Origin of the sequence: Nocardia sp. NPDC020380, assembly GCF_044386975.1 — a bacterium.
Taxonomy (GTDB): Bacteria; Actinomycetota; Actinomycetes; order Mycobacteriales; family Mycobacteriaceae; genus Nocardia.
In genome coordinates, this window is sequence record NZ_JBIRVQ010000012.1 from 72,117 (window position 1) to 92,632 (window position 20,516).

At 69.0% G+C, this 20,516-nt stretch carries 14 protein-coding genes; 5 read left to right on the forward strand and 9 right to left on the reverse strand.

The genetic code is table 11. From position 1 onward, the window contains the following. Positions 1–192: 192 nt before the first annotated feature. The 8 genes from ACH438_RS31025 to ACH438_RS31060 all read right to left on the reverse strand — a co-directional run bounded on the left by ACH438_RS31025 (position 193) and on the right by ACH438_RS31060 (position 7,838). Complete coding sequence (locus ACH438_RS31025; protein WP_397011630.1) at positions 193–1,629, reverse strand: GuaB1 family IMP dehydrogenase-related protein; 1,437 nt, start codon at positions 1,627–1,629, stop codon at positions 193–195. Positions 1,630–1,681: 52 nt separating this feature from the next. Next, complete coding sequence (locus tag ACH438_RS31030; protein WP_397011632.1) at positions 1,682–1,810, reverse strand: hypothetical protein; 129 nt, start codon at positions 1,808–1,810, stop codon at positions 1,682–1,684. Between the two features lie 156 nt (positions 1,811–1,966). Continuing rightward, positions 1,967–3,388 (reverse strand): DEAD/DEAH box helicase, encoded by a 1,422-nt coding sequence (locus tag ACH438_RS31035; RefSeq protein ID WP_397011634.1) that lies wholly within the window; start codon positions 3,386–3,388, stop codon positions 1,967–1,969. Next, complete coding sequence (locus ACH438_RS31040) at positions 3,381–4,322, reverse strand: M48 family metalloprotease (protein WP_397011636.1); 942 nt, start codon at positions 4,320–4,322, stop codon at positions 3,381–3,383. Before ACH438_RS31040 ends, ACH438_RS31035 begins: the two co-directional genes overlap by 8 nt. A 39-nt stretch (positions 4,323–4,361) precedes the next feature. Next, the gene (locus tag ACH438_RS31045) at positions 4,362–4,769 is read right to left on the reverse strand and encodes a BlaI/MecI/CopY family transcriptional regulator (protein ID WP_397011638.1); all 408 of its coding nucleotides are present in this window, start codon (positions 4,767–4,769) and stop codon (positions 4,362–4,364) included. 146 nt (positions 4,770–4,915) lie between these two features. After that, positions 4,916–5,731, reverse strand: a complete 816-nt coding sequence (locus ACH438_RS31050; RefSeq protein ID WP_397011640.1) for an ABC transporter ATP-binding protein — start codon at positions 5,729–5,731, stop codon at positions 4,916–4,918. Then, a complete protein-coding gene (locus ACH438_RS31055; protein WP_397011642.1) occupies positions 5,728–6,804 on the reverse strand; it encodes a FecCD family ABC transporter permease in 1,077 nt (358 codons plus the stop codon). Before ACH438_RS31055 ends, ACH438_RS31050 begins: the two co-directional genes overlap by 4 nt. Beyond that, on the reverse strand, positions 6,801–7,838 hold the full coding sequence (locus ACH438_RS31060) for a FecCD family ABC transporter permease (RefSeq protein WP_397011644.1): 1,038 nt from the start codon (positions 7,836–7,838) through the stop codon (positions 6,801–6,803). Before ACH438_RS31060 ends, ACH438_RS31055 begins: the two co-directional genes overlap by 4 nt. A 116-nt stretch (positions 7,839–7,954) precedes the next feature. Here ACH438_RS31060 and ACH438_RS31065 point away from each other — a divergent pair, with 116 nt between their 5' ends. After that, positions 7,955–8,662 carry a hypothetical protein gene (locus tag ACH438_RS31065; protein ID WP_397011647.1) on the forward strand — a complete coding sequence of 236 codons (708 nt, stop codon included), beginning with the start codon at positions 7,955–7,957 and terminating at the stop codon, positions 8,660–8,662. An 87-nt stretch (positions 8,663–8,749) separates the two neighbouring features. Here the strand turns inward: ACH438_RS31065 and ACH438_RS31070 are convergent, their stop codons facing one another. Continuing rightward, the gene (locus ACH438_RS31070; protein WP_397011649.1) at positions 8,750–9,115 is read right to left on the reverse strand and encodes an ArsR/SmtB family transcription factor; all 366 of its coding nucleotides are present in this window, start codon (positions 9,113–9,115) and stop codon (positions 8,750–8,752) included. A gap of 81 nt (positions 9,116–9,196) precedes the next feature. Between ACH438_RS31070 and ACH438_RS31075 the strand changes: the two genes are divergently transcribed. The 4 genes from ACH438_RS31075 to ACH438_RS31090 all read left to right on the forward strand — a co-directional run bounded on the left by ACH438_RS31075 (position 9,197) and on the right by ACH438_RS31090 (position 20,299). Beyond that, positions 9,197–9,577 (forward strand): tautomerase family protein, encoded by a 381-nt coding sequence (locus tag ACH438_RS31075; RefSeq protein WP_397011651.1) that lies wholly within the window; start codon positions 9,197–9,199, stop codon positions 9,575–9,577. 103 nt (positions 9,578–9,680) lie between these two features. After that, positions 9,681–16,442 carry an amino acid adenylation domain-containing protein gene (locus ACH438_RS31080; protein ID WP_397011653.1) on the forward strand — a complete coding sequence of 2,254 codons (6,762 nt, stop codon included), beginning with the start codon at positions 9,681–9,683 and terminating at the stop codon, positions 16,440–16,442. 183 nt (positions 16,443–16,625) lie between these two features. Continuing rightward, positions 16,626–19,622 carry a non-ribosomal peptide synthetase gene (locus ACH438_RS31085; RefSeq protein ID WP_397012105.1) on the forward strand — a complete coding sequence of 999 codons (2,997 nt, stop codon included), beginning with the start codon at positions 16,626–16,628 and terminating at the stop codon, positions 19,620–19,622. After that, positions 19,619–20,299 (forward strand): formyltransferase family protein, encoded by a 681-nt coding sequence (locus ACH438_RS31090; protein ID WP_397011655.1) that lies wholly within the window; start codon positions 19,619–19,621, stop codon positions 20,297–20,299. Before ACH438_RS31085 ends, ACH438_RS31090 begins: the two co-directional genes overlap by 4 nt. The last annotated feature ends 217 nt before the right edge of the window (positions 20,300–20,516 follow it).

A 20,516-nucleotide genomic window follows, 5' to 3' on the forward strand; every position in this document is an offset into this window, starting at 1 on the left:
TTGTTCCTTTCGCAGGGGTCGGTGGATGTGCTCGGCGGATACCCGCGGTGAGCGGGATCCGGGTACGCCCATGCTACCGGGTGCCCTTTACGGTTTCTGCACGGCGGGTCCGGACGCGCGAAACCCGGCGAGGAGCCGATCATTCGAGACCGGAGACCCCGCCGGGTTCTGCTGTGCAGTACTACCGGGCGCTCACCAACCGGAGGGCAGCGGACGGCCTTCGGCGAAGCCGGCGGCCGACTGCACACCCAGGGTGGCGCGCTCGTGGAACTCGGTCAGGCTGCGCGCACCCGCGTAGGTGCAGGAGCTGCGCACACCCGAGGTGATGTGGTCGATCAGGTCCTCGACGCCCGGACGCTCGGGGTCCAGCCGCATGCGCGAGGAGGAGATGCCCTCCTCGAACAGCGCCTTGCGGGCCCGGTCGAACGCCGAATCGGTGGCGGTACGCGCGGCCACGGCACGCTTGGACGCCATGCCGAAGGACTCCTTGTACCGGTTGCCGTCGCGGTCCACCCGCAGGTCGCCGGGCGACTCGTAGGTGCCGGCGAACCAGGAACCGATCATCACGTTGGCGGCGCCGGCGGCCAGCGCCAGCGCCACGTCGCGCGGGTGGCGGACGCCGCCGTCGGCCCACACGTGCTTGCCCAGTTCGGCTGCGGCCGTAGCGCATTCGGCGACCGCGGAGAACTGCGGGCGGCCCACGCCGGTCATCATGCGGGTGGTGCACATCGCGCCGGGACCCACACCGACCTTGATGATGTCCGCGCCGGCGGCGATCAGGTCGCGGGTGCCCGCGGCGGAGACCACATTGCCCGCCACCAGCGGCACGCCCAGTCCGAGGCTGGCCACCGAGGCGAGGGCTTCCAGCATCTTCTGCTGGTGGCCGTGCGCGGTGTCCATGACCAGCACGTCGGCGCCCGCGTCGACCAGGGCCTTGGCCTTGGCCGGGACGTCGCCGTTGATGCCGACCGCGGCCGCGATGCGCAGCTTGCCGTTGGCGTCGACGGCCGGCTGGTAGATGCCGGTGCGGATGGCGCCGGTGCGGGTCATCACGCCGGCCAGGGTGCCGTCGGGGTTGACCAGCACGGCGACGTGGCCGCGACCGGCCTCGAGCAGGTCGAAGACGTCACGCGGGGAGGTGTCGGCGGGGGCGCTGACGAAGTCGGTCTCGGCGACGGTGCTGAGCCGCGCGAAGCGGTCCACATCCGCGCAGGACGCCTCGGTCACCACGCCGACCGGCCGGTTGTTCTCGATCACCACGACCGCGCCGTGCGCGCGCTTGTGGATGAGCGCCAGAGCGTCGGAGACCGAGGCCTCCGGGCCGAGGGTGACCGGGGTGTCGGCGGTGAGCGAGCGGCTCTTGACGAAGCCGATGGTCTCCGCGGCGGCCGGGATCGGAAGATCCTGCGGCAGCACCACGATGCCACCGCGGCGCGCCACCGTCTCGGCCATGCGGCGGCCGGCGACAGCGGTCATGTTCGCGACCACGAGGGGAATGGTGGTGCCGGTCCCGTCCAGTGTGGAGAGATCGACATCGAATCGCGACGCCACATCCGTCCGGCTCGGGACGAGGAAGACGTCGTCGTAGGTCAGGTCGTAGGGCGGGTTCTGCCCAGGAAGAAACTGCACGTTACGCCATGGTAGCTGAAGGCTGTACGAGTAGTGGCAACCGGGCCGGAAATCATCCCACGTACGGGATGAACAGCACCTCGAGCGGCTCGTCGCCCACAGCGTTGGCAATGTGGCCGCGGCCTTCGGTGTCGAGGGCGAGTGTGATCGCCCCGGCCTCGAAGCGGCGAGGCACTCGCACTCGGCTAGCGTTGCGCGACCCGCGGCGGGCTCCGGGCGGAAACCGTATGGTCACCATGTTGATTGCCGGGGAATTGCTACTGGCTGGGAGTCGGCTGGGAGTGACGGAAATTCACCGGTAATAGCGGGCGTGTCCGGCACTGTCGCGCGTGTCGGGTCAGCGGGTGGTTCGGCGGCGGGCCGAGTCCGGTTTGCCCCGCTTCTTGGTGTGCTTGCGGCTCTCGCCGCGGGGCGGGCCGGGACGCTTGCGGGTCCGGGCCGAATCGGCTTCGGCCGCAATGGGATCGGTCTGCGCTGCCACGAAGGCGGAGGGGTCGGCGATCGGGGCGCCGGGTGCGCGGCGTGCGCCGGTGAGCTCGGCCAGGCGGGCGTCACCGGGGCGGACCTCGAGTTCGACCGGGGTGATGCCGGCCTGGCGGGTGAGGGTCTCGACCTCGGCGCGGACGTCCTCGCTCACCAGGGTGAGCACCGTGCCCGACGCACCGGCGCGGGCGGTCCGCCCGGTGCGGTGCAGATAGCTCTTCGGATCCTCCGGCGGGTCCACGTGCACGACCAGGGAGACGTCGTCGATGTGCAGGCCGCGCGCCGCGACATCGGTCGCGACCAGCACATCGGCCTTGCCCTCGGCGAAGGCCGCGAGGGTGCGCGAACGCTGGTTCTGCACCTTGCCGCCGTGCAGGGCGACCGCGGAGATGCCGATCTCGCGCAGGCGGCGCGCGAGTTTGTCGGCGCCGTACTGGGTCCGGACGAACAGCAGCGTGCGGCCCTTGCGCGCGGCGATCTCGGTGACCACATTCCGTTTGTCGCTGCGGCGGATGTGCACCGTGTAGTGGGCGATATCCGGGACGGCCGCCAGCTGCCCGGAATCCGCCTCGGCGGCACCGGATTCGGCGGAGTCCGGTGCGGCGCCCTTCGCACGCTTCGGAGCGGCAGCAGGATCGGCATCGACTGCATGCTGCACTGGATCGTTCAGATACCGCTGCACCAGCGCGTCGATGGTCTCGTCCAGCGTCGCGGAGAACAGCAGATGCTGCGCATCCTCGGGAATCTTGTTGAGCAGGGCCGTGAGCTGCGGCATGAAGCCCAACTCGGCCATGTGGTCGGCCTCGTCGACCGCGACGACCCGCACATCGCCCAGATGCGCGGCCTTGCGTCCCAGCAAATCCGCGAGCCGCCCCGGCGTGGCGATGAGTACGTCAACCCCCCGTGCCAGGCGCTCTTCCTGCTTCTTGATGGGCAGCCCGCCGACCGCGGTGGCCAGCCGTAGCCCGAGCGCCAATGACGGTTCGTCCAGCGCCGATTCGATCTGGATCGCCAATTCGCGAGTGGGCGCGAGGATCAGCCCGCGCGGGCGACCGGGCAGGCTGGGCGACTTGGCCAGCCGGACCATCATGGGCAACCCGAATGCGAGGGTCTTCCCCGAACCCGTTGCGGCCCGGCCCAATACGTCGCGACCAGCGAGAATGTCCGGAATCACCGCGGCCTGAATGGGAAACGGCTGCTCGATCCGGTCCCGGCGCAGGGCATGCACCAGCACCGGCGACAGGCCCAGCGCCGCAAAACTCGTGGGCTCAGGCACGATTCAGCAATCGGCTCAGTTCGACCAGCCACGGAATGGCCACGGCCAGAGTCGGCACCACCAGGATCGCGGCGGCGGCCACATACGCGGCTGCCGCGACGCGCATGTCTCCGATGGGACCGGCCAGGCGCTGGATACGGATGAGGGTGGTCGGACCGCCGACCGCCATGGCGCCCTGCGGCGCAGTCGAATTCGAACAGGCCACCAGGGCGCGGGCCAGCGGCGTGGGCCCGGTGACCTTGACCGCGGAATCGTCGGCCAGCAGCTCGATGAGCAATTTCACCGAATCCAGTGCGGATTTGGAGCGGACCACCCGCGGGAAGGCCTCGTGCGCGGCCGTGAAGGCCTCGAGGACGAGGTCGTGGCGGGCACGCAGGTGCGAACGCTCGTGGCTGACGATGGCGGTGAGCTCCTCATCGGAAAGATTGGTGACGGTGCCCTGACTGAGCACCACGCGGCGGCGCAACCCCGGCAGGCAGTAGGCAATGGGTTCGGTGGCGGCCAGCACACGGATATCGGCCGACTTGCGTTGCACGCCGCTCTGATCGAGCAGGTCCACCAGCATACGGTGGTGCGCGCGCCGCCTGCGCGTGTGGATGCCGACCCGGATCACCGACCAGATGAGGCGGGCGCCGACCAGCAGGGTGAGCGCGAAAACCGTGACGTAGGCCAGCCAGAACGGCAGCCCGACCGCATCGATCTCGGCGCTGGGGGTGGTGGTGGGCCGGCCGTCGTCACCGGGAACCAGCAGCCGGCTCGCGATGGCCAGGCCCGATCCGAACGCGGAGAGCACGGCGGCCAGGGCGATGGCCTGCCAAAGCACCAGTGCGGCACGCGGACTCCGGTACGGCCACTTGCTTCGGCTGAGCAGCGCCGGGACCGGTCCCGCCAGAAGTAAGGCGAGACCGGCGAAAACCGGCGCAGTTACGTCCATTCCTCAGCTCACTGCATTGTGGGGCTCGGGGCCGAGGCATCAGGGCTGCTTGGGGTCTCCTGACTCCTTGCGGGCCGCCTCGGTGGCTTCGAGCTTAGCGAGTGCGTCGCGCAATGCGGCAGCCTCGTCCGCACCGACCTGTTCTACGAAGTGAACCAGAGCCGCGCGGCGGCTGCCCACTTCGTCGGCCTGCTGCAGGGCATCGACCATGAGGGAGGCGACGAGTTCGTCGCGAGTGTGGACGGGGGCGTAGCGGTGGGCGCGGTCGTCGCGCTGCTGTACCACCAGATTCTTCTTCGCCAGGCGCTGCAGAACGGTCATCACCGTGGTGTACGCGAGTTCGCGGCGCGCGGCGAGAGCTTCATGGACCTGCCGGACCGTTTGTGGTTCGTCGGCCGACCACAACTGGTCCATGACCGCTTTCTCGAGTTCACCAAGACCTGCCATCCCACAAGTTTACGGAGACTCCGACATGAATGCGTACTACAGGTCGTCGTAACCGGTCGGTAGCTGGTGTGGTATTGGTCATAGCGGCCCGGACCGGGGCATTGACCGGCGCGGCGGAGTGACCGGCGTCATTGCCGGGCGGGTGATCAGTGCTGTGCGGCCAGGTGATCGGCGCCGCGGACGTGCCGGGCGCCGATCGGAACGATCATCGGGCGGCCCGAAACCGGGTCCTCGAGCACCTCGGCGCGCAGGCCGAAAACCTCGTGCAGCAGCTCGGCGTCGATGATGTCGGCAGGTGTGCCCTGTGCCACGATCCGCCCGTCGTGCATGACGATCAGCCGATCGCTGTAGCGGATGGCCAGATTCAGATCGTGCAGCACCATGACCACGGTCCGCCCGAAATCGTCGTGCAGCCGGTCCACCAGATCCAGCACTTCGAGGGAATGCGCCAGATCCAGATAAGTGGTCGGCTCGTCCAGCAGCAGAATGTCGGTGCCCTGCGCTAGCGCCATGGAGATCCACGCGCGCTGGCGCTGCCCGCCCGAGAGTTCGTCGAGCGTGCGCCCGGCCAGCTCCGCGATGCCGGTCTGCTCGAGCGCGGTCGCCACCTCGGCCTCGTCATCGGAGGACCACTGGCGCAGCCACGACTGATGCGGATGCCGCCCGCGCGCAACCAGATCCGCGACGGTCAGCCCCTCCGGCGCCACCGGCGTCTGCGGCAGCATGCCGATGAGACGCGCCACATCCTTGGTCTTCATGGTCGAAATGGCCTTGCCGTCCAACAGGACCCGGCCCGACTTGGGGCGCAGCAGCCGGCCCAGCGAGCGCAGCAGCGTCGACTTCCCGCAGCCGTTGGGCCCGATGACCGTGGTGATCACCCCGGGCGCGATATCGACCGACAGCCCGTCCACGATGACCCGGTCGCCGTAGCCGAGGGTGAGATGCTCCGCGGCGAGTGTCATAGCGTGGCCTTCCGATTGGTACGTACGAGCAAGTAGAGCAGGAACGGTCCGCCGACCGCCGCGGTGACCACGCCGACCGGCACCTGCACGGGAAACACCGTGCGCGCGAGCAGATCCGCGCCCACCACGGCGATACCGCCGACCAGCGCCGAGGCGATGATCGGCTCACCAGGGGTGCGCAGCAGCCGGCGCGCGGTCTGCGGCGCGGCCAGGCCCACGAAGCCCAGCGGCCCGACCGCGGCGGTCGCGAGCGCGGCGCAGACCACGGCGGCCGCGATCAGCACCGCCTGCTGGGTCTGCATGCGGACACCGAGGATCCGGGTGGTGTCGGGCCCGAATCGCATGGTGGCCAAGGTCCGTGTCGAGGCGACGCACACGAGCACCGCGATGCCCAGCCCGATGGACGCCGGAACCAGCGTCGACCAGCTGGCCGAGTTCAGCGAGCCGGTCAGCCAGAGCTGCGCGTGCGACGCATCGGTGAGCGTCGCCCGGGTCAGCAGCCAGCTCACCACCGACAGCAGCGCAGCGTTCACGCCGATGCCGATGAGCACCAGGCGAAATCCCATGACCCCGCTGTCCCCGCTGGTGGTGCGGCCCCAGGCGAGCAGGTAGATGAGCACCGCGGTGAGCAGTCCGCCCAGCAGGGCCGCGATGGAAACACCCAGTGCCGCGGCGATTCCGGTGCCCGCGCCGCCCACGCCGATCAGTACGGCGACGGCGCCGACGCTCGCGCCGGAGGTGATGCCGAGAATATCGGGGCTGGCCAGCGGGTTTCGCAGGATCGACTGTGTCACCGCGCCCGCCAATCCCAGTGCCGCGCCGACCACCACGGCCGCGCAGGCGCGCGGCAGCCGGGAGTCCATGATCACGAAGCGTTGTGCGCGGGTGCCCCCGCCGCCGAGCACGTCGAACACCTTCCCGATCGGAATCCGGAAGTCGCCCACCGACATATCCCAGGCGAACAGGCCGAACAGCAGCACGGCCAGTGCGATCACGAGGAGTACCGCGCGGATTCGCAGCACGGTGGAGAAGCCGCCGACGCGGACCGTCGGGCGCACGGTCGAGAGGGTCACAGACTCACCAGCTTTCGGCGGCGGACGAGCAGGATGAAGAAGGGCGCGCCGAGAGCGGCCAGCGTGACTCCGGCCTGGATCTCACCCGGCGGGGCGATCAGGCGTCCGGCGGTATCCGCGATGAGCAGCGTGATCGCGCCGATCACGCCCGAATAGGGCAGCAGCCAGCGGTAATCCGGGCCGGTGATGCTGCGGGCCAGATGCGGGACGATCAGGCCCAGGAAGGCGATCGGGCCGACGGCCGCCGTAGCGCCGCCCGCGAGCAGGACCACGGCGGTGAGACCGAGCGCGCGGGTGCGGCCCAGATTGACTCCGAGTCCGAGGGCGACATCGTCGCCGAGTTGCAGCAGATTCAGGCCGGGCCCGGCGATCACGGCCAGGATCGCGCCCGCGATGAGGAACGGCAGGACCTGCCAGAACACCGATACGTCATGTCCCGCGACATCGCCGACGACCCAGAAGCGGTAGGCGTCCAGGGCGCTGCTGTCCAGCAGCACCACGACATTCGTCATCGCCTGCAGGAACGCGGTCACCGCGGCACCGGCCAGCACCAGGCTCAGCGGGCTCGCCTTACCGCCGCCCAGTGACGAGACCCCGAAGACCACCGCTCCGGCGAGCAGCGCTCCGGCGAAGGCGAACCAGATGAACTGTGCGGCCGAGGTCAGCGCGAGCAGGTGAATGCTGAGCGCCGCGAGGAATGCTGCGCCCGCATTGATACCGAGCAATCCTGCGTCGGCCAGCGGATTTCGGGTATACCCCTGGATGAGTGCGCCTGCCATGCCGAGGGCGAGGCCGGTGATCAGCGCGAGTCCGGTTCGGGGGAGCCGTAATTCGCGCACGATCTGTTCGGCCGTGCCCTGGGCGGGGCAGGACAGGGGTAGGCCGCCCGGGCAGGTGAGGGCGTCCCACACGGTGTGCAGGGGCAACAGCCGTGATCCGAGGCTGATGCTGGCGGCCACTGCGCACAGCAAAAGCACGGCCAGGACGAGGAGTCCGAACAGACGTCGCCGTCTGGTGGTGACTACGGCGGGCACGGTGACGAACTACTCCTGACACATTCATTGCTCGACAAGTCTGGTAAGCCTAACCTATCTTTCCGTTCTTGTTGGAAACCCAGAGGCAGGAATAGTTGATGATTAGAGGAGGTTCGATGCTCGAGCCCGTAACCATGTGCCCGCCGCGCGATTCCCGGATCGCCTTCGGCCGTGCCTGTAATCGACTGCGCGCCCTGCAACCCGACCACCCGCGCGTCTACGCCGTGGCGGCCATGTCCGAACAAGGCAAGCGCCGGTGGTGGCGGCTGGCCGACGGGATCCGCGAAGGCCGCATCGAGCTCATGTACCGCCGGCACGCCGCGGAGATGAGCAATGCCGATATCGCCGCCGAGGTGGTGGCGACCGCCCTGATCCACGCCGTGGTGGGACGGGTCATGGCCATGGTGGTGGCCGAGGGCCGCGCCTGGGATCCGGGCCTGGAGAACCTGTGGATCCACACCGACAACGACGGTGGCATCGACTGGGCGGGACTGGCGGACACCACGATTCGCGTACTCGACGGTGACGAGCTCACCGGCGAACCGGGTGTCGTCGCGCTGCCGTGTGAACCGGCCATGTATGTGTGGCTGGCCGCCCGCTGGGAACCGGCGCTGACCCTGGTCCAGGAAGCCCTGGCCCGGTGTGCGGGACTGGGCGCGCGGCGTTTCTGGGCGCTGGTCGCGGAATCGGTTGTGGGCGCGGCGACTTACGTGCCGGCCCTGTCGGGCACCTCCTCGGCGGAGGGCGCGCGGCGCGGGCAGGCCATGCTGGCCGCCCTGGAGGATCGTGGTCTGCCCGTGCGGCGGACCTGCTTTGTCAGATAACGCCGACCTACCCCGGATTCGGGGCGGGGGATCGGCTGCGCGGCGACCGGGCGGGATGACACCCGCCCGGCTCGCGCGGGCTACAGGTCAGGGGCGGGTGCAGGTCCGGCGTTCGGCCAGGACCGGTGGACACAGGGTGGCGGCTTCGCGGACGGCGAGGTCGAGCAGGCCGGGGAAGCGGGCGTCGATATCGGTGCGGCGCAGGGAGTTCAGGCGCCGGGTGCCGTCGTCGCGCTGACGGATGACACCGGCTTCGCGCAGGGTGCGGAAATGCCAGCTCTGGGTCGATTTGCTGACCGGCAGTTCGAAAGCGGTGCAAGGCATTTCGGACCCGTCGGCGAGATTGGCGACGATGGCCAGCCGCAGTGGATCGCTCAGTGCCGAGAGGACCTCGATCAGGGAGAGGGCGTCGCGGTCGGGGTGGGTGAGCGGGACGGCGGTTCGGCTTGCCATTCCCTCACTCTACATGTTCGACAGTAGGCGAACATCGGAGTATGTTCGCCTACTGTCGAACATATTGGAAAGGATCCACCCATGCCTCTCGTCACCATCGACGCAGGTCCGAACCGCTCGGCCGCCGTGCTGCGGGCCATTGCCGACGGCGTGCACGACGCCCTCGTGGCCGCCATCGGCATCCCGCCGGGCGATCGATTCCAGATCATCGGCACCCGCGGCACCGGCGAATTGATCTTCGACCCCACCTATCTGGGCATCGAGCGCCACGATGTCGTCTTCATCCGGATCACCCTGGTCGCGGGCCGCACCGATGAACGCAAGAAGGCCCTCTACCGCCGGATCGTGGCCAATCTCGAGGAGAAGGCCGGCGTTCGCCGCGAGGACGTGGTCATCACGCTGACCGAGAACAGCCCCGTCGACTGGTCGGTGGGTAACGGGGTCGCGTCACTCGTCGATTAGCTGGTCTGGACCAATTGTTTGGTAACCGTTCAGCGAAATTTTCTGGTCAATCGTTCAGGATGGAAGTGTTCTAGTCGAGACAATGTCCGCCGGGAGATGAAAAGTGCAGAAGGACGCGTCCGTTGCGGGCCGGACGGTGAAGGAACGGGTGCGCGGCAGGTCCGTTCGGACGCGCCGGGCACGCGTGACCAAGCTGCCACGCCTGCTGGCGCTGGCAGCCGAGAACGACCCTGACGGAATCGCGGTAGCACTCTGCGGTGAGGTGCTGCGGTATCGGGAACTCGACGGCGACTCGTCGCGGTTGGCGCGCTTGCTGATTCGGCGCGAGATCGGGCCGGGGGATCTCGTCGCCATCACGGGCGAGGTATCCATCGACTCCGTCACGGCCATGTGGGCGGTGGCGAAAACCGGTGCGGGCTTCGTCGTCGACGACTCGAATACCGTTGCGGCGCAGACGGTACTGAGCCTGGCGGCCGGATCCGCGCCGAGCGGGCCGGGTGCGTGGCTGCGAATGGACAGTCCGGAATTCCGCGACGAACTCGCCGAATTCTCCGATGAACCGGTGACCTACGAGGATCGGCTGCGCCCGATCGAACCCGAGGACATCGCCTACGTCCACGGCCCGGCCGGCGTGATCGTGACGCAGGCCGAGGTCGCGGCGCAGGGCGTGCGGCGGGCCGCACGCACCCTGCCGGAGTCGATCGCCGAGTTTCTGCGCACCGTATTCCCGTGCACCGCATACCTGGGACCGCATACGACGCTGGCCGAATTGTTCGACCGCGTGGCCCACGCGGTGCCCGATGCCACCGCCGTCCGCTTCGGTGACCGCGGGCTGACCTACCGCGAGCTCGACATCTTGTCGAATCGGCTGGCGCGCAAGCTGATCGCGCTGGGCGCGCGACCCGAGACGCTGGTGGCCGTGGCCCTGCCGCGCTCCCTGGAACTGGTGGTCGCCCTGCTGGCCACGGTGAAGTCGGGCAGCGGATATCTGCCGGTGGACCCGGCCTACCCGGCCGAGCGGATCGCCTACCTGCTCGCCGACGCCGAACCGGTGTGCGCCATCACCGATTCGGGAACCGGCCTGCCGATCACGGCGCCCGTGGTCGACGTGCACGATGCCGATCTCGCCGACTTCGACGATTCGCCCATCACCGACGCGGACCGGTCGGCCGCGCTGCTGCCGGGCAATCTGGCCTACGTCATCTACACCTCGGGTTCCATGGGCCGCCCCAAAGGCGTGCAGATCCCGCACCGCAATGTCGTGACCCTGCTGGCGAACACGCAGCGGCAGTTCGGCTTCGATCACCGCGACGTGTGGACCATGTTCCACTCTTATGCGTTCGACTTCTCGGTCTGGGAACTGTGGGGCGGACTGCTGCACGGCGGTACCGTGGTCGTCGTCGATTACGAGACCTCGCGATCACCCGAGCAGTTCCTGGAGTTGCTGCGCACCGAGCGGGTCACCGTCCTCAACCAGACGCCCTCGGCGTTCTACCAGCTCGCCGAGGCCGACCGCCGAGCCGCGGAGATCCCCGGTCTGACGCCACTGTCGCTGCTGTACATCGTGTTCGGCGGCGAGGCCCTCGATAACGGCCGGCTCGCGGACTGGCGCGCCCGGCACGGGGAGGGCGGCGCGGAACTGGTGAACATGTACGGCATCACCGAGACGACCGTGCACACCACCCAGCATCGGATCACCACGACCGGACGGACCGGTATCGGCTCGGCCATTCCCGGTCTGCGGATCCTGCTGCTCGACGAGCGGATGAAGCCGGTGGCGGCGGGGGTGCCGGGCGAGATCTATGTCGCGGGCGCGCAATTGGCCCGCGGCTACCTCGGGCGGTCCGCGCTGACGGCCGGGCGCTTCGTGGCGAACCCGTTCGATGTGCACGGATCGCGCCTGTACCGGTCCGGTGATCTGGCGAAATGGGATGCGGCCGGGAACCTCCAATACCTGGGGCGCGCCGACGATCAGGTGAAGGTGCGCGGCTTCCGCATCGAGCTGGGGGAGATCGAATCCGCGCTGCTCGCCGTGGAATCGGTGCGCAATGCGGCGGTCGTCGTCCGCGAGGACACGCCAGGGGATCAGCGCATCGTGGCGTACCTGGTGGGGCAGCCCGATTGTGCGGCGCTGCGCGCCGAATCGGCGCGGACCCTGCCCGAATTCATGGTGCCGTCGGCCTTCGTCGTGCTCGACGCGATTCCGCTGACCGCACACGGCAAGCTCGATCGCCGCGCCCTCCCGGCCCCGGTGGTCGAGACGGCCGCCTTCCGCGCACCGACGCATCCGGTGCAGCAGCTGGTTGCCGGGGCGTTCGCCGAGGTGCTGTGCGTCGAACGAATCGGACTGGACGACAACTTCTTCGCACTCGGCGGCAACTCGCTGCTGGCCACCCGGGTGGCATCCCTGGTGAGTACGGCCCTGGGCACTCGGATTCCGGGACGGCTGGTGTTCGAGGAGCCGACGGTGGCCGCGCTCGCCGCCGCCGCAATGCGGCATGCGAGCACCGGCGGGCGACCCGCACTGGTGGCGGGCCCGCGACCGGATCCGGTCCCGCTGTCGATGGCACAGCAGCGGATGTGGTTCGTCAACCGCTTCGACACCGCCTCCGCGGCCTACAACGTTCCCGTCGCCGTGCGATTGACCGGTGAGCTGGATGTGACCGCACTGCAGTGCGCCGTCGCGGATCTGATCTTGCGCCACGAGACACTGCGCACGCTGTACCCGCAGCGCGACGGCATCGCCCATCAGGTCATCCTGCCCGCCGGGCAAGCTGTCCCGGACCTCACGCCACAGCCGGTGACGGCGGATGCGCTGGCACCGCGCATCGCCGGGCTCGTCTCCGCCGGATTCGACGTGACCACCGAAGTGCCCGTGCGGGCCGAGCTGCTCCGCCTCACCGGTACGGAAACCGCCGAACATGTACTGGTTCTCGTGGCACACCACATCTGCTGCGACGGCTGGTCGATGGGCCCGCTCACCCGAGATGTGATGGTGGCCTACGCGAGCCGCGCGGCCGGCGCCGCGCCGCAGTGGGCGCCACTGCCCGTGCAGTACGCGGATTTCAGTGTCTGGCAGCGGGATGCGCTCGGTTCGGACGCGGATCCGGACAGCCCGTTATCGCAGCAGGCGCGGTATTGGCGCAGTGCGCTGGCCGGTGCGCCCGCCGAGCTCGGCCTGCCCGCGGATCGCCTCCGCCCGGCGGTGTCCTCGTTCCGCGGTGGGCGGGTGCCGTTCTCGATCGACGCCGAGGTGCGGCGCGGGCTGGGCGAGATCGCGCGCGAGCAGAACGCGACCCTGTTCATGGTGGTGCACACCGCCTTCGCGGTGCTGCTCGCCCGGCTCTCCGGTACCACCGACATCGTCCTCGGCGCCCCGGCGGCCGTGCGTGACGATCCCGCCCTCGACGGCGTGATCGGCATGCTGGTCAATACCTTGGTGCTGCGCACCGAGATACCGCCCGCACTGAGTTTCACCGAGCTGCTGGCCCGGGTCCGGGAGACCGATCTGCAGGCGTACGCGCACGCCGATATGCCGTTCGAACGGCTGGTGGAACTGCTCGAGCCGGAGCGGTCGACGGCCCGGAATCCGCTGTTCCAGGTCTCGCTGACACTGCAGAATCTGCCGGAGAGCACCTTCGAGCTGCCCGGATTGCGGGTCGGTGCGGTCGATTTCGCGATCGAGACCGAACAGTTCGATCTGTCACTGACCCTGAGCGAATCCGGTGGCGAGGCCGGCGGGATGGACGCGCTGTTCACCTTCGCCCGCGACCTGTTCGACGAGGCGACCGTGCGCGGTTTCGCCGAGAGATTCACCCGGCTGCTGGCGGCCGTGACCGCCGCGCCGCACACTCCGGTCGGAGATCTGCCGCTGCTCGACGCGGCCGAATACGCACTGCTGACCGATGTTCAGGGATCACCGTCGACGATCGACGGCCTGCTCCCGGACCTGCTCACCCGGGGTGCGCGGTTGGTTCCGGAACAGATCGCGGTGCGCTACCGCGACCGTTCGATCACCTACCGGGAGCTCGACGAATACTCCTCCCGCTTGGCACGGCACCTCATCGGCCGCGATATCGGCCCGGAAAGCCTCGTGGCGCTGGCCTTTCCGAGATCCTATGACATGGTCGCCGCCGTGCTGGCGGTGGCGAAGACCGGCGCCGCGTATGTACCGGTCGACCCGGCCTACCCGCAGGATCGGGTGCGGCACATGGTCACCGATGCGGGCGCCGCGCTCGGCCTCACCGCCGCGGCACATCTCGCACAACTACCCGGCGAGCTGGACTGGCTCGCCCTCGACGACCCCGCCACGGAAAACAACTGCGCGGCACTGTCCGCGGCGCCGGTGACCGACGCCGACCGGCGCGCACCTCTCGATCCGCGGCATCCGGCGTACCTGATCTACACCTCGGGGTCGACGGGTAAGCCCAAGGGCGTCACCGTCACACACGCCGGACTCGGTGGGCTCCTCGACTACGTGATCGACGCGTACCGGCTCGAGCCACACCATCGGATGCTGCACATCTGCTCCCCGAGCTTCGACCAATCGATCGAAGAATGGCTGTGCGCCTTCTCCACCGGAGCCACCCTCGTGATCGCGGCCCCCGAGGTGCTCGGCGGTGCGGAACTCGACAGCTTGTTGCGGAGTGAAGGCGTCACGCACACGGTCCTCACCCCCGGACTGCTCGGCACCCTCGATCCCACCGGACTCGGCGCGCTCGAACTGATCTCGGCCGGTGGCGATGTCACCACACCGGACCTGCTGACCGCCTGGCAGCCGGGCCGGCGCTACTACAACGGCTACGGCCCGACCGAAATGACCATCGGCGCGACCTACACGACGCTGGTTGCGGGACAGCCCATCACCATCGGCCGCCCGATACCGGGCCGCTCCGCACTGGTCCTGGATTCGCGACTACGGCCGGTGCCGCCGGGTGTCGCCGGTGAGCTGTATCTGACCGGTGCGGCCATGGCGCGCGGCTATCACGACCGCGCCGGACTCACCTCGCAACGGTTCGTGGCCTGCCCGTGGGGTGCACCCGGTGCGCGGATCTACCGCACCGGTGACCTCGCGCGCTGGGTGACCGGGCCGCAGGGCCTGGAACTGGAATACCTCGGCCGCACGGACTTCCAGGTGAAGATCCACGGCTTCCGCATCGAACTCGGCGAGATCGACGCGGTGCTCGGCGGCCACGACGACGTCGACTTCGTGACCACGCTGGGCCGTGAAACCGCCGACGGCGCCACGGTATTGGTGTCGTATGTGCGTGCGGCCGCGGGACACGCACTCGATCCCGATCAGCTGCGCGAGCACGCCGCCCGTGGTCTGCCACGGCACATGGTGCCGGCCGCGATTGTGGTGCTCGACGAGATCCCGCTGACACCGGTCGGGAAGCTGGATCGTAAGGCCTTGCCGGAGCCGGTATTCGAGGCCGCGACCTTCCGGGCGCCGTCCACACCTGCCGAGCAGCTGGTGGCGGAGGTCTTCGCACAGATCCTCGGCCGCGAACGAGTCGGCGCCGACGACGACTTCTTCGCCCTGGGCGGCACCTCGCTGCTGACCTTCCCGCTGCAACAGGCGCTCACGGACCGGCTCGGCCTCGCACTGCCCGTGGCCGCACTGTTCCGGACCTCCACCGTGCGCGGGCTCGCCGCGCTTGCGACCGGTGACGACGCGCCGTCCGAGGGCCCGGCCCCGCTCCTGGCCGATGCGGTGCTCGAACCGGGGATCACCGGACCGGGCCCGCGGCGCATGCGTGATGTCCTGCTCACCGGTGCAACCGGATTCGTGGGCGCCTACCTGCTGCGCGAGCTGCTCGATCGCACCGACGCCCAGGTGTGGTGCCTGGTGCGCGCCGACAGCGCGGGCCACGGGCGCGATCGGATTCGTGCGGCCCTGCGGTCCTACGAGCTGTGGGACGAGTCCTTCGAGGCCCGGATCGTTCCTGTGTCGGGCGATCTCGCCGCACCGGCGTTCGGGCTGACAGACACCGAATACGCGCGGCTCGCCGACCGGATCGACGCGATCTACCACAATGGCGCGCGGGTCAATCACCTCGAGCCGTACTCGCGGCTGCGCGCCGCCAATGTCGAGGGCACCCGGGAAGTATTGCGCCTGGCCACCACCCGGCAGATCAAACCGGTCCACTTCGTCTCGAGCGCCAACACCGTCATCTCCACCACGAGCGGACAACTCCGAGTCCACGAGGGCACCAGGATCGGCGCGGACGAACTACCCGAGCACGGCTATATCGCCAGCAAATGGGTGGCCGAACAACTGATCCTGCAAGCGGGAGAGCGGGGCGTCCCCGTGCGCATCTACCGTCCCGGACTGGTCTCCGGCGACCTCCGAATCGGCCGGAACAGTCCCGACGATTCGTTCTGGAACATGATCCGCGCCGCGGCAATCCTCGGCGCCGCCCCCGATATCGGTGCGGCCACAATGGATTTGGTGCCGGTGACCTACGTCGCGAGCGCAATAGTCGCGATCTCCCTAGGTACGGCCACCGATATCGAATATCACCTGGTGAACGAGAAACCGGTCGCGGTCCGGGAGGTCTTCGAATCCCTCGCCCGCCACGGCCTGCCGATCAGGACAGAGACAGTGGAAACGATCCAGCTGCGATTCGCCGAGGAAGCACGCCTGCGCGCGGCCGCAGGCGATGATTCGCTGGTGCGTGCCGCCCTGGTCAGTGGTAGTTTCGGCGGCGGCGCCGAGATCGTGCTGGACGACACCAACGCGCGGCGGGCGCTCGCCGGTTGTGGAATTGCCTGCCCGCCGATCGACCATGCTGTGCTCGATACCTATGTCCGTGCCTTCCTGGCGTCGGAATTCCTTCCGTCGCCGCCGGTGGCTAGCATGTGATCGTCCATTGGCCGGCTGTATCGGGAGGATGTCGTCGTCGCGCGAGAGTTTTTCCAGCGCAATCATTCTCGGCGAGCATGCATTCTCGGCCCCGTGATCCGCGGCACTGTCGCCGCTGTGCGTGATCTCAGTTATACGGCGATAGCGTGATCGCCGATTTTCGAGGAGTCGATCTTGACCAGTGTGTTCCGTCGGCCCATCTCTCCTACGGAGCAGATGTATCTATCGGCGCGAGATGTGCATCCGCCCTTCCTGATCCAGATCGCCGTCGCCGGTGCGGGCAGCATCGACCCGGAACGGCTGCGGGCCGCCGTCGCACTCGCGGCCGAGACCTGCCCGGGCGCACGGCTGCGGCGCAACGGGCGGGAATGGGTCGCCGTCTCCGAAGCCCCGCAGGTCCGGGTGCTCGAGGGCGCGCGGATCGATTACGAACGGCTGGAAACGGATCCGGTGCTCGGCAGCCCCATCGCCCGCACCTCCGGGCCGGAGCCGATGAGCGAAGTGCTGCTGCTGACCGGTGATCCCGTCACCGTCGTCTTCCGGGCCTTCCACGGCATCATGGACGCCAAGGGCCTGCAGCTGTGGGCCACCGATGTCTTCCGCGCCCTGCGCGGTACGGAACCGGCCGGCGCCACCGACGCCACCGCCGACCACGACCTGGTACAGCGGCTGGGCGCCACCGGAAAAGCCGTGCCGATGCGCATGGCCTTCCGCTCGCCGATCGGGCACGGCCGCCGCGTCGCGGGCGAGCCGCTGTTCCTGCTGCGACGGCGCAGCGTGCCCGCGGTGAGTTCCGCGCTGGTGGCGCGCGTCGCCGAAACCGTGGTCGCGGCCTCGGGCCCGCGCTCACGCATCATGATCCCGGTCGACCTGCGCAGGCATGCACCCGAACTCGCCTCCACGGCGAACCTGACCCTGCCGCTGTTCCTGGATTGCACGCCGGGGGAGGACTGGCGTCAGCTCAACGCCCGCATGATGTCCGGGCTCGTGCGCCGCTCCGAACTCGATCAGATGGGCAGCGGCGGGCTGGCCCGCATTCCGGCGGCGGTGGCCCGCGCCACGGTCCGCACCGTCGACGGCCTCGGCGCCGCGACCGGGCGAAACCTGTGCTCGGCCATCATCTCCCACGCCGGCAAGATGCCGACCGCGGACTTCACCACCCCGGATTTCACACCCGGCAGCGTGGTGACCATCCCCGCGCACACCGGACTCGCGCCGATCTCCTTCGCCCTCGTCGAATCGGATTCGACCACCGAGATCCTGGTCTCCTGCCGCAACGGCCAGGGCATTCCCGAGCGGCTCGAACGACTGCTCGACGCGATCGAGCGTGCGCTCCCGGATACCGAGTCCGCTCCGGAAGCCGCGGTACAGCAGGAGAATTCGGTCGCGACCCCGGTCTACGATGGTCCGCTGACCTTGGTGGATGTGCTGCGCGGGCACGTGGCCCAGCGACCGGACGCGACGGCGGTCACCGGACCCGACGGCTCGCTCTCCTACGCCGGCCTCGGCGCCCGATCGGCCGCGATCGCCGCGACGCTGGCCGCCGAGGGCGTGCGCCGCAACGACATCGTCGCCATCCTGGCGGGCCGGACCTTGCAGGCCATGGCCGGGCAGTGGGGCATCCTCGAAGCCGGCGCGGCCTTCCTGCCATTGGACCCCAAGCATCCGCAGGAACGGATCCGTCAGACGCTGCAGGATTCCGGAGTGCGGCTGTGCCTGATCGAAAGGCGCTACGCCGACATCGTCGGCGACACGGTGCCGGTGCTCGTCCTGGAGGACCTGCCCGAATCCGGCCTGCCGCGGCCCGAAGTCGAGGTCGAACCCGGCGACACCGCCTACGTCACCTACACCTCCGGCTCCACCGGAAAACCCAAGGGCGTATTGGTCACCCACGACGGTGTACTGCACTACCTGCGCGCCGCGACCGACTGGTACCGCCTCGACGCCGACACCCGCTACGGCCACTACCACACGCCCGCAGCCGATATGGCCTGCATGGCCATGGTTTCCGCCGCCTACACAGGTGGCGCCGTGGTGCTCGCACCCGGCGAGGTGAACCACGTGACCCTGTCCCAGCTGCTGGGCGCGGACGGCGCGAACACGGTGCTGCTCACCCCGAGCCTCGCCGAAGTGGTGGTGCGCCAGGGCATTCAGGCGCAGCGCATGACCACCGTCGTGCTGGCCGGTGAGCAGCTCACCGCCGACCTCGCCCGCCGGGCGCGCGAATTCTTCGGACCCGAGGTCCGGCTGGTCAACAGCTACGGCCCGACCGAAGTCAGCCTCGTCTCCCACTCGTACGTGCTGCCGGCACAGATCAAGGCCGGAACAGCGGTACCGATCGGCTCCCCGGCGCCCGGCACCACCGAGCACCTCCTCGATGCCGACGGTCTCCTCGTGCGCGACGGCGAACCCGGCGAATTGTATTTGGGCGGAGCCCAGGTGGCCGCCGGCTACCTGAACCGCCCCGAACTCACCGCCGAACGCTTCGTCACGCTCGACGGCGAACGCGCGTACCGGACCGGAGACCTGGTGCGGCGCACGGCCGGCGGGACGCTGGAGTTCGCGGGCCGTGTCGACCACCAGGTGAAGATCCGCGGCAACCGGGTGGAACCCGAGGAGATCCGCCACCACCTGGAATCCCATCCCGAGATCACCGCCGCCGCCGTGATCAGCCGCCGCCGCGACGAGCACAGCGACGACGTCCTGGAGGCATTCCTCGTCAGCGGGCCGCAGGAACCGGATCACGCTGCCCTGCGCGACTTCCTGGCCGAGCGCCTCCCGGTCTACATGATCCCCAGCACCTTCCACACGCTCGCGGAACTGCCGCTGACCAGCAACGGAAAGCTGGACCGCACCAGCCTCGCCGCGCTGGTGAGCGAACCGGCCGCGCCGGTCGCAGCCGTCGCCGAGGCCGCCGAGGACGACCTGCCGGGCCGCATCGCCGAGATCTGGGCCGCCGTATTGCGCTGCGACGCCGCCGATATCGGCCCCGAATCCGACTTCTTCGTACTCGGCGGCGACTCGCTGGCCACGGTCGAAATGCTGGCCCGCGTCTCGCGCGAACTCGTCGGACCGGACGGTGAGCAGGCGTTCGTGGCCCAGGTGGAAGGGCTCATGCATCACCTGACAGTGGAACGGGTGTCCGACGCGGTCGCCGCGGCTGCGGGGGTGACCGCATGATCTTCCTCGGCAGTGGTTCCCTGCTCTGGCGTGCCGTCGATTTCGCCGCCGCCGCAGGCCATCCGATCGATCTCGTCGTCCTGCCCGCCGGACAGGAATCTGCCGCGGGCAAGCGCGAGTTGCCGATCCTGGGTATCGACGATGTCAATGCGGCCGCCACCGACCTGCGGGTGGCCAGCACCGACGGCATCGTCTTCTCGATCAACAATGTGACCATCCTGCGAGACCCGTTGCTGGACGGAAGTTTCCGCGTCTACAACATCCACAACGGCCTGCTGCCGCGCCATCGGGGCCTGCCCGAGGCCGCTATCGCCCACGCCATCCTCAATGGCGACAGCACCTACGGCGCCACGCTGCACGAGATCGACGCGGGCATCGACACCGGCGCGATCATCGATATCGAAGCCTTCGACATCGGCTCGGGCGATACCTTCCAGGACGTCATGATCGCCGGCCTGCGCGCCTGCACCCAGCTCTTCGAACGGAATCTGGAAGACATTGCCGCGCAACGGGTGACAGCGCGCCCGCAATCGCCGGACACCGGCGGCTACTACGGCCGCAGGGCCCTCGATGCCCTGCGCGAGATGACCGATCACCCGGAGTTCGGCCGCGCCACCGCGGTAGGCGTGTTCGCCGGCTACTACCCGGAATTGGCGGCCGCCTCGTCGCGCGGGTAGGTCCGCATAAATGAGAAGGCGGTGGGCTCCAGGGAATTCATGTCCTGGAACCCACCGCCGGCAGGGGATCGGGGCCGCCGCAGCCCTCGGGGCCTCGCTCGATCCTGACGCCGCACTCAGTGTAGGTCAGGCTTACCTAACTTGCAAGCGTTCGTTGTGGCGACCCTCGTCGTCGCCGGGGAGCCCGCAGTCTTCGGGTACGAGCGCTGTGCAAATG

Excerpts from the sequence above, each read along its gene's own strand:
- ACH438_RS31040 (WP_397011636.1), bottom strand. The coding sequence starts at position 4,322 with ATGGACGTAACTGCGCCGGTTTTCGCCGGTCTCGCCTTACTTCTGGCG.
- ACH438_RS31045 (WP_397011638.1), bottom strand. The coding sequence starts at position 4,769 with ATGGCAGGTCTTGGTGAACTCGAGAAAGCGGTCATGGACCAGTTGTGG.
- ACH438_RS31050 (WP_397011640.1), bottom strand. The coding sequence starts at position 5,731 with ATGACACTCGCCGCGGAGCATCTCACCCTCGGCTACGGCGACCGGGTC.
- ACH438_RS31065 (WP_397011647.1), top strand. The coding sequence starts at position 7,955 with ATGCTCGAGCCCGTAACCATGTGCCCGCCGCGCGATTCCCGGATCGCC.
- ACH438_RS31070 (WP_397011649.1), bottom strand. The coding sequence starts at position 9,115 with ATGGCAAGCCGAACCGCCGTCCCGCTCACCCACCCCGACCGCGACGCC.
- ACH438_RS31075 (WP_397011651.1), top strand. The coding sequence starts at position 9,197 with ATGCCTCTCGTCACCATCGACGCAGGTCCGAACCGCTCGGCCGCCGTG.
- ACH438_RS31090 (WP_397011655.1), top strand. The coding sequence starts at position 19,619 with ATGATCTTCCTCGGCAGTGGTTCCCTGCTCTGGCGTGCCGTCGATTTC.